Origin of the sequence: Glycocaulis sp. (assembly GCF_051859565.1) — a bacterium.
GTDB lineage: Bacteria > Pseudomonadota > Alphaproteobacteria > Caulobacterales > Maricaulaceae > Glycocaulis.
The window spans coordinates 84689-98961 of record NZ_JBHYFK010000003.1; the positions used below are offsets into that span (position 1 = coordinate 84689).

The 14273-nt window shown below is 62.6% G+C and carries 14 protein-coding genes; 11 read left to right on the forward strand and 3 right to left on the reverse strand.

The genetic code is table 11. The features are described from left to right. Positions 1-363 precede the first annotated feature (363 nt). The 4 genes from ACTIGC_RS05335 (at position 364) to ACTIGC_RS05350 (ending at position 6220) form a co-directional block, all read left to right on the forward strand. The gene (locus ACTIGC_RS05335) at positions 364-3948 is read left to right on the forward strand and encodes a PAS domain S-box protein (RefSeq protein WP_439633429.1); all 3585 of its coding nucleotides are present in this window, start codon (positions 364-366) and stop codon (positions 3946-3948) included. 11 nt (positions 3949-3959) lie between these two features. Beyond that, positions 3960-4355, forward strand: coding sequence for a hypothetical protein (locus ACTIGC_RS05340; protein ID WP_439633430.1), 396 nt, complete (start codon positions 3960-3962; stop codon positions 4353-4355). Next, the gene (locus ACTIGC_RS05345; protein ID WP_439633431.1) at positions 4352-5179 is read left to right on the forward strand and encodes a sulfurtransferase; all 828 of its coding nucleotides are present in this window, start codon (positions 4352-4354) and stop codon (positions 5177-5179) included. The genes ACTIGC_RS05340 and ACTIGC_RS05345 overlap by 4 nt, the downstream gene beginning before the upstream one ends. Before the next feature lie 81 nt (positions 5180-5260). After that, positions 5261-6220 (forward strand): NAD(P)H-dependent flavin oxidoreductase, encoded by a 960-nt coding sequence (locus ACTIGC_RS05350; RefSeq protein ID WP_439633432.1) that lies wholly within the window; start codon positions 5261-5263, stop codon positions 6218-6220. 123 nt (positions 6221-6343) lie between these two features. Here the strand turns inward: ACTIGC_RS05350 and ald are convergent, their stop codons facing one another. Then, positions 6344-7462, reverse strand: coding sequence for an alanine dehydrogenase (gene ald / locus ACTIGC_RS05355; protein ID WP_439633433.1), 1119 nt, complete (start codon positions 7460-7462; stop codon positions 6344-6346). A gap of 193 nt (positions 7463-7655) precedes the next feature. Between ald and ACTIGC_RS05360 the strand changes: the two genes are divergently transcribed. Continuing rightward, complete coding sequence (locus ACTIGC_RS05360; protein ID WP_439633434.1) at positions 7656-8162, forward strand: Lrp/AsnC family transcriptional regulator; 507 nt, start codon at positions 7656-7658, stop codon at positions 8160-8162. On the opposite strand, the gene ACTIGC_RS05365 is transcribed toward ACTIGC_RS05360, so the two are convergent. Continuing rightward, positions 8120-9823 carry a cation:proton antiporter domain-containing protein gene (locus ACTIGC_RS05365; RefSeq protein WP_439633435.1) on the reverse strand — a complete coding sequence of 568 codons (1704 nt, stop codon included), beginning with the start codon at positions 9821-9823 and terminating at the stop codon, positions 8120-8122. The genes ACTIGC_RS05360 and ACTIGC_RS05365 overlap by 43 nt on opposite strands. A 280-nt stretch (positions 9824-10103) precedes the next feature. On the opposite strand from ACTIGC_RS05365, the gene ACTIGC_RS05370 reads away from it, so the two are divergent. From ACTIGC_RS05370 to csgH, 5 genes are all read left to right on the forward strand, one after another. Continuing rightward, positions 10104-10265, forward strand: a complete 162-nt coding sequence (locus ACTIGC_RS05370; RefSeq protein ID WP_439633436.1) for a hypothetical protein — start codon at positions 10104-10106, stop codon at positions 10263-10265. Between the two features lie 48 nt (positions 10266-10313). Then, on the forward strand, positions 10314-10778 hold the full coding sequence (gene queF / locus ACTIGC_RS05375; RefSeq protein WP_439633437.1) for a preQ(1) synthase: 465 nt from the start codon (positions 10314-10316) through the stop codon (positions 10776-10778). A gap of 154 nt (positions 10779-10932) precedes the next feature. Then, positions 10933-11445, forward strand: coding sequence for a curlin-associated protein (locus ACTIGC_RS05380; RefSeq protein WP_439633438.1), 513 nt, complete (start codon positions 10933-10935; stop codon positions 11443-11445). A 236-nt stretch (positions 11446-11681) separates the two neighbouring features. Next, positions 11682-12203, forward strand: a complete 522-nt coding sequence (locus tag ACTIGC_RS05385; RefSeq protein WP_439633439.1) for a curlin-associated protein — start codon at positions 11682-11684, stop codon at positions 12201-12203. A gap of 30 nt (positions 12204-12233) precedes the next feature. Beyond that, complete coding sequence (gene csgH / locus ACTIGC_RS05390; protein WP_439633440.1) at positions 12234-12725, forward strand: curli-like amyloid fiber formation chaperone CsgH; 492 nt, start codon at positions 12234-12236, stop codon at positions 12723-12725. Between the two features lie 30 nt (positions 12726-12755). Here the strand turns inward: csgH and ACTIGC_RS05395 are convergent, their stop codons facing one another. Continuing rightward, a complete protein-coding gene (locus tag ACTIGC_RS05395) occupies positions 12756-13388 on the reverse strand; it encodes a nitroreductase family protein (protein ID WP_439633441.1) in 633 nt (210 codons plus the stop codon). A 131-nt stretch (positions 13389-13519) separates the two neighbouring features. Here ACTIGC_RS05395 and ACTIGC_RS05400 point away from each other — a divergent pair, with 131 nt between their 5' ends. Continuing rightward, a complete protein-coding gene (locus ACTIGC_RS05400) occupies positions 13520-14206 on the forward strand; it encodes a TetR/AcrR family transcriptional regulator (protein WP_439633442.1) in 687 nt (228 codons plus the stop codon). Positions 14207-14273: the final 67 nt, after the last annotated feature.

Consider the following 14273-nt stretch of genomic DNA (forward strand, 5'->3'; position numbering starts at 1 on the left):
ACGCGGATGCGTTACGGAGCTAGAAAACGCCGCCGCAAGCCCGAATGGGCCCGAGTCACCCTCACCCTGGGAAGCCGCCGCAGGCGGCGTCTCGAAGGGGCGAGGGGGCGATGCAGGGATGTGCGGAGCATCACCTGAAAAGCTGCGCGGCCGCGCTTTTCAAACCGCTCTACGGCCCCAGGGACACCACATCACGCAGCGTAAAAGTTTACCTGAAAACCATGTATTCGCCCGGAAATCCTTGCGTTGGCGCTCTGCGCGCATAACGCTATGCGCCATGTTTGGGGATATGGGTGCACACTGCATTGACCGGCCATCCCGCAATGGTCAGATCAAACCTGTTTTTCAACGGGTTGGCCTGCCATGAGCGGCGATATCACGCGTGACATCTTCTTTCAGAATCACCCTGATCCCATGCTGGTCTACGAGCTGGCGACACGGCGCATCCTGGTGGTCAATCAGACCTTCCAGGTCCGGTATGGCTACACGCCAGACGATCTGAAAACCTTGCGCCTCGACGACCTCCACCCGGACGACGAACTTCGCAGGCTGGAATCGAATGTCGCGGCGGTCACCACAGGTCTGGACCGGGCGGGCATCTGGCAGCACCGGCTCAAGTCAGGCGAGCTCATCCATGTGGAGATCACCTCCCACACGATGGAGTATGATGGCAAGGCGTGCGAACTCGTCGTAGCCCGCGACATGACGGAACTCGTGCGCTTCGAGAAGGAGCGTGATCAGGCGCTCCAGCGCGAGGCCGCCCTTCGCAGCCGGGCTGAGGCGGCCGCCTACCACTTCCAGTCCCTGTTTGAATCCGCGCCGGGAAAGCTGCTGGTTCTCGAGCCGGAAGACTACACGATTGTGGCGATTAGTGATGCCTATCTGGAGGCTGTCATGCGCCGCCGGTCCGACATCATGGGCAAGCGGCTTTTTGATGTCTTTCCCGATGATCCTGATGATCCCGAGGCCAATGGTGTCGCGGCCGTCGCCGCCGTAATGGAACGGGTAAAGGGTAGCGGTCTGTCGGAAGCCTTGCCGTTGACGCGATTCCCGGTCGAGCGGCCCAGGGAGGAGGGCGGCGGCTTCGAGGAACGCTGGTGGTTGTCAGTGTTCTCCGCCGTAAAGGGGCCCGATGGCAGGGCCCAGTACATAATATGCCGTTCCGAAGACGTGACCGGCCTGATTGCCGGTCAGGCCCGTGATGCGGCAGAACTGGCTGCCGAGCTGGCGGAGCGCCCTCTGGAACTGGACCTGATGGTGCATTCACGCGAATTGCGCGAAGCGACACTGCGGCTGAACGAGCGCGAGGCCAGCATCCGCACCGTGGAACGTCTTCTGGCGCTGGGCCAGTGGCGGTTCGACCTGCAGACTCAAAAGCTGGAATGGTCCGACAGCACGTTCCGCATCTATGGCCTCGACCCGGACGAGCATGAACCGGACTATGACCTCTATGTGAGCCTTGTTCATCCTGACGACCGGGCGCGCATGGAGAGCTGGTTTGCCGAGTTTCTCGTATCCGGTGATCGCAGCAGCGAGTTCTGGCACCGTATCGTGCGCCCGGACGGGCGGGTAATTACTATCCGCGGTGTGGCCGAGCGTACGGTGACACCAGAGGGCGAGGCCACCACCGGCTTTGTCCAGGACATTACCGGCCAGCTGGAAACTGATGCGCGGCTTACCGAAGCCGACCACTTGCTGCGCCTGGCCGGCAAATCTGCCCGGTTTGGCGCTTGGCGAGCTGATCTGAAGCGTCAGGTGGTGGAGTGGTCCGAAGAGGTGGCGGCCATTCATGATATGCCCGGCACACGTGAGGTGCCGGTGCAGGAAGGCATCAATTTCTACGCGCCCGGCAGCCAGGAGCGCGTTGCGGAGATTTTCGCGCGCTGCATCGAAACGGGCGAGCCCTACGATGAAATGCTGGAGATCATAACAGCCACGGGACGCCGGGTCTGGTGCCGGTCTATTGGCGAGGCCGAGCGCAATGCCGCTGGCGAGGTGATCGCTGTGCGCGGCGCGTTCCAGGACATATCCGAGCTGGTGTCCGCCCGCCTTGAAAGCGCACAGCTGGCCGAACGCCTGCAGAGCACGCTCAACACGATGAGCGACGGTTTCTACCTGCTCGACGAAAACCTTTGCTTCTCATTCGTGAATGAGGAGGCGGAGCGGGCCTTGAGGACGCCGCGCCGTCATATGCTTGGCAAGTATGTATGGGATGTGTTCCCGGAAGACGTCCGCGACGTGTTGGAGCCGTTCTACCTGCAGGCGCGCGATACCGGCCAGACGGTCACAACCGGCTTTCACTACGCGCCCTTCAATGCCTGGTTCCACGTCAGGATACACCCCGGTGCGGGCGGGCTGGCAATCTACCTCCAGGATGTAACGGATGAGCGCCAGGCGGAGGAACAGCTACAGCTGCTGCAGGCTGCCGTGCGCCATGCCAATGACGTGGTGATTATCGCCGAAGGCGAGATCGGCCCGGAAGGGCCGCGCATCGTCTATGTCAACGACGCCTTCGAGCAAGTCTTCGGCTATACCGCAGAGGAGGTGCTAGGCGGGTCCACGCGCATGCTGCACGGGCCAGGCACCGCCCCTGAAACGGTGCTCGAAGTTCTGGCTGCCATAGCGGCGGGCCAGCCGGTCCGCACCGAAATCGTGCATTATACCCGTTCCGGCGAGGGCCGCTGGATGGACGTTGACGTGGTGCCAATCGTGGATGCACAGGGCAGGCTCACGCATTGGCTTGCAATCCAGCGCGATATCACCGAGCGCAAGCAGAACGAGGACGAGCTTCTGGCGGCGCGCGACGAAGCCGAACGCGCCAACCGGCTGAAATCGGAATTTCTCGCCAATATGAGCCATGAGATACGCACGCCGCTCAATGGCGTTCTGGGCATGTCGCAATTGCTGGCGCGCACTGGCCTTGATGCGCGCCAGACGCGCATGGTCGAGACCGTACAGTCTTCCGGCAAGGCGCTGCTGGCTATCATCAACGATATTCTCGACCTTTCAAAGATCGAAGCAGGGCTGATGACGCTGGAGCCCGAAACGGTTGATGTTGATGCGCTGTGCGAGCAGGCCCTGTCGGCGGTTCGCGGTACTGCGCAGAACAAGGCGCTCGCGCTTGATCTTGCCATCGACGAGACCGTTCCCGGTCATGTCGTCGCCGACCGCCGCCGCCTTGCGCAGGTGCTGATAAACCTTCTGGGTAATGCGGTGAAGTTCACCGAAGCGGGGTCGGTCTGGCTAAACGTGGATTGCCCGGATGCGCAGACCATCCGTTTCGAGGTGGCTGATACCGGCCCTGGCATCAGCCCGGAGCAGGCCGGGCACATCTTTGACCGCTTCCGGCAGGTTGATGCCTCCTACGCGCGCCAGCATGAAGGCGCAGGGCTGGGGCTCGCGCTGTGCAAGGAGTTTGCCGGCCTGATGGGCGGGCACATCTCCCTACACTCACGCCCGGGTGAAGGTTCGCGCTTCGCCGTGCATCTGCCGCTGGTGGTGACGGGCAGCGAAATCTCCGGGCCCGGCGAAGAGGCAGGCAATGCAAGCCTGCCCTCAGGCATGGGACGCATTCTGATCGCGGAGGATAATGCGACCAATCGCCAGACGCTGGAAATGTTTCTCGGCGAGCTTGGTGTGGCGCCGCCAGTCTGCGTCACGAACGGGCGCGAGGCAGTTGACCGGGCACTGGCCGAAGACTTCGCGCTCATCATCATGGATGTCTCCATGCCCATCATGTCGGGGCTGGACGCGATCCGGGAAATCCGCAGCAGCAATACGCCCCGGCGGGACGTGCCCATTCTGGCGCTGACCGCCCATGCGGCCCCGCAGGACCGCGAGGAATGCCTGCAAGCGGGCGCTAACGATTATCTCGCCAAACCAGTTGATCTTGAAGCGCTGGCAAGCGCATTGTCCAGACTGATACAACAACAGGCTGAAGACGTTTGAGAGGGCAGTGAATGGGACAGGCATCAAATGGCGCGCTCAACGTCGCCATTATCGATGACGATCCGGTGGAGACCGAAATCCTGTCCATTCTGATGGACGAGGTCTTCGACGGCGTTGAGATCGCAAGCTTCGGCACGATCAGCGAGTTTGTTGACCGCAGCCGTCATGCCGAGTTCGAGCTCGTCTTCCTCGACCGCCGCCTGCCGCCCTATTCAAGCTTTGACGAAACGCTGCCTCTTGTGGTGCCCGCCGCGCCCAAGGCATCCATCCTGCTGATCACGGCGCACACATTCGAGCGGGTGGACCTCTCGCGCTATCCCAACGTTGCCGGACCGTTTGCCAAGCTGGACCTGATGACGCCTGAGGATTTGCACGCGCTCATCAGCAAGCACTTGCCGCATGAATGAACCCAATGCTGATCGCGCCTGAACATGCGGTAGCCCGCAAAGACGCCGCGTTCATCGATGCGACCTGGTTCATGCCCGCCAGCGGCAAGTCGGGGCGTGAAGCCTTCGGGAAGGCCCATATCCCCGGAGCCGTCTTCTTCGATATCGATGAGGTGGCAGACCTCACCAGCCCGCTGCCGCACATGGCGCCCGGCAGTGCTACGCTCTCGCGCTGGTTTTGCGCCCATGCCCTTAAACCCGGCCAGCCACTCATCATCTACGATCAGAACTCTGGCTTCGCTGCGCCGCGCGTCTGGTGGACGCTGCGCCGGTTCGGCCTCATCCCGCTCATCCTTGACGGCGGTATGGCGGCTTGGGAGGCGGCAGGTGGCGCGGTGGAGGCCGGTGCGCCGGAGCTCGGCTTGGCTCCCGACGGTCCGGATCTGCACCTTATCAATGACGATGCCATGCGCTGGAACGATGTGCTGCATCACATCGAGGCGGGTGATGCGCTGATCGTCGATGCCCGCCCGCCGGGCCGGTTTGCCGGCATGGATCCGGAGCCGCGTGCGGGGCTGCAGTCTGGTCACATGCCGGGGGCTGTGAACCTGCCCTCCGGCCGCCTGCTGGACGGGGAGGGGCGCTTCCTGCAGGGCGAGGCGCTGGCGGATGTGTTGCCAAGCACGGACCGGCGCCAGCGCATTATCTGCACGTGCGGCTCGGGCGTGACGGCCGCCATTCTCCATGCCGGGTTCACGGCAGCAGGTTTCAAGGATGTCTGGCTGTATGACGGCTCGTGGACCGAATGGGCCGGCCGGGACGGACTGCCGATTGTGAAAAGCTGAACGGTGTTCACTCCCCATCTCGACACTCGCCCAAACCGCGCTAGCTTGCGGTGCAACAAATCATCTTCAGGGGAGGGCTTCATGGCCGGTCTGGAAATTCTGAACGGGCGCCTGAGCGTGCCGGTCATCGGTGCACCACTGTTCATCATCTCGCACCCGGATCTGGTGATCGCCCAGTGCAAGGCAGGCGTGGTCGGCTCCTTTCCGGCGCTCAATGCCCGTCCGCAGAGCCAGCTTGATGAATGGCTGGACCAGATCACCTCGGAGCTGGACAGCTATAACCGCGCCAATCCGGACAAGCCCGCCGCGCCGTTTGCGGTGAACCAGATCGTCCACCGCTCCAATGAGCGCCTTGAAGCCGATCTGGAGACGTGCGCCAAATACAAGGTGCCGCTGGTCATCACCTCGCTGGGCGCGCGTGAAGACCTCAACAACGCTGTCCACTCCTGGGGCGGCAAGACTTTGCACGACATCATCAATGTGCGCTTTGCCCACAAGGCGCTGGAAAAGGGCGCAGACGGCCTCATCGCCGTGTGTTCGGGCGCGGGCGGCCATGCCGGCACGCTCTCCCCCTTCGCGCTGATTGCTGAAATCCGTGAATTCTTTGACGGTCCGCTGCTGGTCTCAGGCGCCATCTCCACCGGCGCGGGTGTGCTGGCTGCGCAGGCCATGGGCGCAGACTATGCCTATATCGGCTCGGCCTTTATCGCGACGGCAGAAGCGCGCGCCACCGAGAGCTACAAGCAGGGTATTGTGGAGGGCAAGGCGGACGACATCGTCTACACCAACCTCTTCACCGGCGTACACGGCAATTACCTGAAGAAATCCATAACCGATGCGGGGCTGGACCCGGATAATTTGCCCGAAAGCGATCCGTCCAAGATGAATTTCGGCTCGGGCGGCAATTCAGACGCCAAGGCCTGGAAAGACATCTGGGGTTCGGGCCAGGGCATCGGCTCGGTCGATGCCGTGCGCCCGGTTGCCGATTATGTAGAGAAGCTCAAAGCCGAGTACGAGGCCGCGAAAAAGCGGGTGTGCTAGGAGCTTCCATTTGCTGAAACCCCGGAACCGCGCAGCGGTATCCGGGGCCTTGTCCCGCTTCTCTTGCACGAGGTCCCGGCTCTGCGCTGCGCTTGGCCGGGATTTCAGTGGTGGAGAGAGCCTCTATATACTCGTCAGCCAGTCGGGCTTCACGTATTTGTGGCCGAGATCGCGGGCGACCGGCTCATAGGTGACGTGGCCTTCGGCCACGTTCAGGCCGCGCGCCAGATGCGGATCGTCATTCATCGCCTTCTTCGCGCCCTTGTTGGCGATGGCCAGCGTGAAGGGCAGGGTGGCGTTGGTGAGCGCGAGCGTCGAGGTGCGCGCGACCGCCCCAGGCATGTTGGCGACGCAGTAATGGACCACGCCGTCGACGATGAAGGTCGGGCTCTGGTGGGTGGTGGGCTTGGAGGTCTCAAAGCAGCCGCCCTGATCAATCGCAATATCGACCAGCACCGCGCCATCCTTCATTTTCTTCAGCATCTCGCGGGTGACGAGCTTGGGCGCCGCCGCGCCGGGGATCAGCACCGCGCCGATAACCAGGTCTGCGCCGATAATGGCTTCCTCAACGGCTGCCGCCGTGGAGAAGGCCGTCTTTGCGCGGCCCTGGAACTGGGTGTCGAGCTCAGCCAGGCGTTTTATGGAGCGGTCGAAGATTGTCACGTCCGCGCGCATGCCGACGGCCATTTCGGCTGCGTGGGTGCCCGATACGCCGCCGCCGAGAATGACGACTTTCGCAGGCTGCACACCCGGCACACCGCCCAGCAGCATGCCGCGCCCGCCATGGGATTTTTCCAGCGCGGTGGCGCCGACCTGGATCGACATGCGGCCCGCGACTTCCGACATCGGTTTCAGCAGCGGCAGACGGCCTTCATTGTCGGTCACCGTCTCGTAGGCGATGGCGATACAGCCTGAATCCATCAGGCCCTTGGTCTGCTCAGGATCGGGCGCGAGGTGGAGATAGGTGAAAAGGGTGTGATCCGGCGTCAGGCGCGCATACTCGATGGGCTGCGGCTCTTTCACCTTCACGATCAGCTCAGCCGTTTTGAACACGGCGTCTGCGTCGGGCAGGATTTTCGCGCCCACCGCCTCATAGGCGCTGTCGGCAAAGCCAACACCGTCACCGGCTTTGGTCTCGACGAAGACTTCATGGCCCGCCTGCACAAGCTCGGCAGCACCTGCAGGCGTCAGGCCGACGCGGTATTCGTGAACCTTGATCTCTCTGGGTACGCCAACGCGCATGGGGTCTCTCCCGGTTTTTTCTGGCTATCAGGGATGACCCTGAAATTGCGGAGAAACTATCGGAATCGGCAGGCACCTGCAATCAGGCCCGTAAATGCGCAAAAATCTTGCGTATATCAGCATGACATAGGACTATTATTCCGTACGTGACCCGCTGCAGCCGCCGATTTCGTAAACTCTTCGAGAAACCACCATGACGCTGGATGAAACGGACCGTGCCCTGCTGACGCTTTTGCAGGTGGACGGGCGTCTGACCAATGCGGAGCTGGCCGAGCGGGTGGGGTTGTCGCCCTCGGCCTGCCACCGCCGCGTCCGGGCGCTGGAGGCACGCGGGATCGTGACCGGCTATGCTGCGCTGGTGGACGCAGACGCGGTAGGGCGTGGGCTTACCGTGCTGGTGCTGGTCACGCTGGAGAACCAGCGCCGGGAGACCATGCAGGCTTTCGAGACGGCGGTGGAGAAGGTGGAGGAGGTGATGGACTGCTACCTCACCACCGGCGCGGAGGATTATCTCTTGCGCCTGATGGTGCGCGATGCGCGCGACTATGAGCGCGTCCACCGCGAGCGCCTGTCGGGCCTGCCCGGCGTCGCACGCCTTATATCCAATATTGCGATGCGCAAGGTATTCACCCGCACGGCCATGCCGCTATCTGCCGGTCAGGCAGGCTCCGCCACACGGAAGGCCGGATCGGGGGCGTAGGCCTCGACCACCTCCTGCATCCACTCGTGGATGTCGCTTTCAGGTATTTCAGCGTAGCGCAACAATGCCAGCGCGAAGTCGAGCCCTTCCGGCTGGCTGCGATTGATGATGGCATGCATCCCGAGCGCCTCATGGCGCCGGCGGTCGAGCTCGTCCTTGACGGCCACGAAGCGCTCCAGCTCGGGGAAATTCTCGCGGATATACGGCGTTATCTCGGCTGAGATTTCATAGCGGGGCGCTGATACGACCAGCGCCCGCGCCTCGGTTACATCAATCGCCCGTAAAAGCCGCGTATCGGACGGATCACCGAATGTCACCGCATACCCGTCGGCGATGGCGGAGAGAAAGCGGTCCGGGTCGCTTTCAATGGCGATCACCGGAATGTCGAAGCGGGTAAGCGCATTGTAGGCCATGCGCCCGGACGGGGTCATCGCGAAGATGAGGACCGGGCAGTTCAATTCCTCCGGCGCGCTGACAGGTTTGCGGCTGGCGGTGGCATCGGCGATGCGCCGGGCGATTTTAAGTCCAAGCGATGCCCAGGCCGGTGTCAGCGCCAGCGACAGCGCGCTGGCCGCCACCAGAACGCCCGTCAGCTCGGCGCCCAAAGCTGCGGCTATGCCGGGCAGGGCCAGTATTACCAGCCCGAACTCGGACCCTTGTGCCAGCGAAAAGCTGAGCTGCGCGCCGCCCGCCAGGCTCCATCTGTTGATGATGGCCGCAGCCCAGGTGAGGGCTGTCTTCAGAACGAACAGGACCGCCAGCGCTGCGACGATCCAGTGGGCCTGCGCCACCATCATCCGCCAGTCCAGCGCCATGCCGACCGTGATGAAGAAGAAGCCGAGCAGCAGCGCGCCAAACGGTTTGGCCTCGGTGCGGATCACCGTCTTGAACGGTGTGTCCGCGATGATCATGCCTGCCAGGAACGCACCCAGCGTCAGCGACAGCTCCAGCGCGCCCGTGGCCGCCGCCGTGGCCAGCACGAGGAAGAGGGCGGCGGCGGTGAATATCTCGTCATTGCGGGTTTTCGACAGCAGGCGGAAGAGCGGCCCGATCACGAACCGGCCGGCCAGCAGCGCTACGCCAACCGCCAGCAACGCTTTCAGCGCGGACATGCCCAGAATGGTGCCCAGATCTCCGCCCCCGCCTTCGGACAGCGCAACGGCGATGACCAGAAGGAAGATGCCGGCAATGTCCTGAAACACCAGGACGGCGGTCGCCGAACGGCCCAGCGGGCAGGTGGCAATGCCACGCTCGGCGAGCGTCTGTGTCACGACCGCCGTTGCAGAGATGCCTGCCGCCGCACCGATCAGCAAAGCCAGCAGCCAGTCCATGCCGGCCAGCCAGCCGACAAGGCCGAAACCGGCCGTACATAATATCATCTGCAGGGGCGCAAGACCGATCAGATCGCCCTTGCTTTCGCGCACGGTCTTCAGTGAAAAGCCCAGCCCGATATCAAACAGCAGGAAGACGACGCCGAGCTGCGCCAGCAGGCGCGTCGTGCCATTCTCCTCGATCACCCCAAGACCGAACGGTCCGATCAGCAGGCCTGCCGCGATGAAGGTGACGATGGGCGATGTCTTCAGAAGCCGCGCCAGCATGATGGCGGCGATGCCGACGCCCAGCAGCCAGACCGCCGGCAGGATGGCTTCCGCTTCGCTCATTTTCTCGCCTTTGCGCCTTCAGGGTGTATTGTCCGGTGCCGGGACAGGGGAGTTTGCCGAATGATAGATCGAACAGATAGTGCGTTTGCAGCTGTTTCGCTCAGCGTTGGCGGCGGGTTGGTGTCGGGTGGCATCATTGGTTCTGTGACCTTCACGGATGGAACCCAGATTGTAAGCGTCATGCTTGGCTCAATGCAGTGTTCGGCCTCGCCCTCTGCGCCGCCGGGGCGTTTCTGCACTACCGTTCGCTGACGCACTGAAGATATGGTAGGATGAGGATATGGAACTTCTGTTGCTGCTTATAACCATCTTTGCCGGAGTCGTTCTTCTGGCCGGGCTTGTGCGCATTGCGTGGCCCTATCTTTTTGATGCCAGCAAGCAGCGCGGTAGCGGCACTGAAAAAGGTTCGGACAGGGACACTCTGCACACGTCTGCCGAATAGGGTACGCTTGCCCTCGCCAATTGCCTTCACAGGCGCTACATCCCCGCCATGACCGAAGAACGCTACACCAAACTCGAGCAGCTCGGCGCCCAGACCGGCGCGCCGGAGAGCCCCGAAGCGGCCCGCCTTGAGCGCGTGTCCAACCCTGCACAGGGCAATGACTACCTGATCCGTTTCACCTGCCCGGAGTTCACCTCCATCTGCCCGGTGACCGGCCAGCCGGATTTTGCCCATCTGGTGATCGACTATGTGCCCGGCGAATGGATCGTCGAATCAAAATCGCTCAAGCTCTTCCTGACCAGCTTCCGCAATCATGGTGCCTTCCACGAAGCCTGCACGATGATGATCGGGCAGAGGCTGGTGGACGAGATTGCGCCCAAATGGCTGCGCATTGGCGGCTACTGGTATCCGCGCGGCGGCATCCCGATTGATGTTTTCGGCCAGTGGGGCGAGTGCCCCAAGGGCGTCTGGGTCCCCGATCAGGGCGTTCAGCCCTATCGCGGGCGGGGCTAGCTGTTCATCTCGATAAACCAGTCATTTATCTGGCGTTTATGACAATGAGCGGAGTTTGAACGCGCCCGTCTGACGCCGTTCAGCCTGGCTTCTCTAAACCTCTCATCACTGACGGCGCACTGAAGCGCCCAGCGACGAGATTTGGAGAAAGCAGATGAAACTTCGCAGCGCCCTCGCCCTTGGCCTCAGCATCGTTGTCCTCGCGGGAACCGCGAGCGCGGCAGAGGCTCAACAACGCAACCGGGTCAATATCAGCCAGAGCGGCTATGGCAATGAGCTGGCCGCGCGTCAGAACGGCAACCGCAATGCGCTCGCCATCGAGCAGCGCGGTGGCTACCACTACGTCCAGACCATCCAGGCCGGTTCACGCAACGGCGTGACGGTGGGCCAGGGCGGGTATGCCAACGGCGCCCTCGTCGATCAGCTTGGCCAGCGCAACACCGCTGTTGTCGGTCAGGAAGGCGCCTATAACGGCGCGACCGCCATCCAGACCGGCCGCAACAACACTGTGGGTGTCGCCCAGATCGGGGTTGGCCATAGCGCCAACACCAACCAGTCCGGCTCCAACAATGCACTTGGTGTGATCCAGGTCGGCAGTGGCCAGAGCGCTAATGTGCGCCAGTCGGGCAGCGGCAATGTCTCGCTGGTCATCCAGGGCAGCCATTAGTGCCGGTTCAGCGATCCTCGAACCAGGGTCCCCGTGCGGCGGGGCGCGAAAGCGCCCCGCCGCCTCGGCGTTGGGCACAAGCCCTGCCAACCCTCTGTTCATATTCAGTTCTGGCAGATGAGCAGAGATTGAACGCGCCGCTCCGCAACCGTTCAGCCAGCTCCCGTTAGAACAGATGCCATGGCCAGCGCCTTCGGGGCCTCGCCAGCATCTGAAGACGCAAAATGGAGACCGCCATGACCCTTCGCAGCACAGTCGCCCTTGGCCTTGGGGCCCTGGTTCTTGCCGGAACGGCGGGCGCCGCCGAAGCCCAGCAACGTAACCGCGTTGACATCCGCCAGGCCGGACAGTCCCACGAGCTTTCTGCGCTCCAGCAAGGCTATCAGAACCGGCTTTCGATCAATCAGCAGGGCCGTCACCAGTTCGTTCAGACCATACAGGATGGTCTGCGCAATGGCGTCGAGGTGCGCCAGACCGGCAGCGCGAACGGCGCTTTCGTGGATCAGCTCGGACGCCTTGGCGAGGTGGTCATCCGCCAGCAGGGCTACAACAACGCCGCCAGTGCGGTGCAGACAGGAACCGGCAATACGGTCGGCGTCTACCAGTTCGGCAACAACCATTCGGCCGTCACTACCCAGACAGGCAACCATAACACGCTGGGCGTCATCCAGTTTGGCAATGGAGCCCACACGGCCGTTCACCAGACGGGCGATAACCGTAACGCGCTCGTCATTCAGGGAAGCTGGGTCATCAAGTGACCGGAGCGCCGATTTGAAAGGAGCAGGCAAATGAAACGTTTGACCGGGTTGATAGGCCTGAAGGCCTTACTGGCAGCCAGCGCTTGCGCACAGCCGCCAGATGCCCAGTTGGAGTACGACCGGATCGGGAGCGGCGCGCAGCTAGCCTCATGCTGGGTGGAATTCAGCGAAGGCCCTTCCGGGCAGACACGCCTGGAAGCCTATGCCGCGCCCGGACTGGCGGGCAGCTATGAGCTCGACATCCGTCAGGTGTCGGCCAGCGGCGATGCCAGTATCAGCCAGTCTGGTGCGTTCAGCGCCGCCGGTGACATGCCCGAGTTGATCCATCAGATCACGCTAGGCGGCAACGCGCCCATGCGGGGCGCCTCGCTCGGCGAAATGATGGCGTCCATGCGCAATGCAGAGCCCGGCACGACCGTAATCTCTTCGGGCAACGGCAATGCAGGCGTGTACGAGGTACGCTTGCGTCTGCTGGACCCAAGGGGCCGCCAGATCTGCGCCATTGAACGCAGCGGCCCGTGAGTGCGGCAGGCCTCTGGACCGGCGGGCGCTTTACGCCTTGCCGGTCCAGTGCGTGATGTCTGGTGCCTTGCGGGGGCGTTCCACTGCCGGGACCGCCTGTGTGCCGATATACATGAAGCCTGCCACGCGTTCATTGTCGGCAAGCTTGATCGCCTGCCTGACACGGGCATCGAAGGCATACCATTCGGTAAGCCATTGCGCGCCAAATCCCATGGCGTCAGCGGCCAGCAACATGTTCTGACACACCGCGCCGGCGGACATGATCTGCTCCCATTCGGGAATCTTGTGCGGGATGGTCACGCGGGAGATGACGCCGATCACAACCGGCGCGCGTTCGAAGCGCCGCCGCTCCAGCGCGTAGCGCTCCTCCCCGGCATCCGGCATGTCGGTACGCACCAGCCCTTCCAGCATTTCCCCAAAATGTGAGCGTGCCTCCCCCTCGAACACGATGAAGCGCCAAGGGAAGAGCTTGCCGTGGTCGGGCACGCGCGCGGCTATCTTCAATAGCGTGTGGAGCTGTTCTTTTGACGGTCCCGGCCCGCTCATGTCGATAGCGCGGGTAGAGCGCCGCTTCGCCATCCGGTTCAGCATGTCCTGCGAGGGTTTGGGCACGTTCAGGACATCGTTGTCATCGGGAAAGGCGGGCGGCGAAAAATGGGTCATGAAGGGGAGCATCCGGTTGCTGGGAGTGCAGGCGGCTTTGACGGATAGGTAAAGCCGGACTTATATCATGGATGTAGTGTGACAGATTCAAGCACGCTTTGAGCTGTCCGATCACATGCAGGGAAGTGCGAATGGCTGTCGATGCTGAGCTGGACGATGATCTGAGCCCGGCCGAGCGCCGCAGGCGCAAGGTGCGCGACGCAATCGTCGAAGCGGCCGAGGCCATCTTCACTGAGGAGGGCGAGGCCGGCATTTCCATGCGGCGCATTGCCGAGCGGATCGATTACTCCCCGGCAGCCCTCTACAAGTATTTCGACTCCAAGGAAGCGCTGTTCGACGAAATCCGCGAACAGTTCTTCGAGCGCCTCTACCGGCGCATGCTGGCTGTCGAGGAAACGGCGACCGAGGGGCCGCAGGTGAACGAAGCGTGCCTGCGCGCTTATGTCGAGACCGGGCTGGAGCAGCCGGCGCATTACCGGCTTGCCTTTTCAGGCTGGTTTGAGTCGACGCTGGATGACCGGGAAGGTACTTATGGTTACGCTGCCTCTGAGCGTCTGGAGCTGATGATCCAGAAGGCGATTGCTGACGGCTGGTTCCGCTCTTGCGACACCTATCTGGCCGCCACATCGGTCTGGGCTGGCGCCCACGGGCTGACCATGCTCGCGGTGACAATCCCCGACTTTCCGCGCGGCGGTAAGTCGAAGTGCTCGCATCTCTCGCTGGACGACGTGATCACCTTCCATGCCGAGATGACGGGCAGGGGGCTGGCAACACCCAAGCTCAATGCCTGGCTGGACGCGCAAAAAGCAAAAAAGTGAACGCCGTTCACTTTTCAAACGCTGTTAATTGACATATATGTGGTCCCGCCTCTAGCGCGAGGGATCG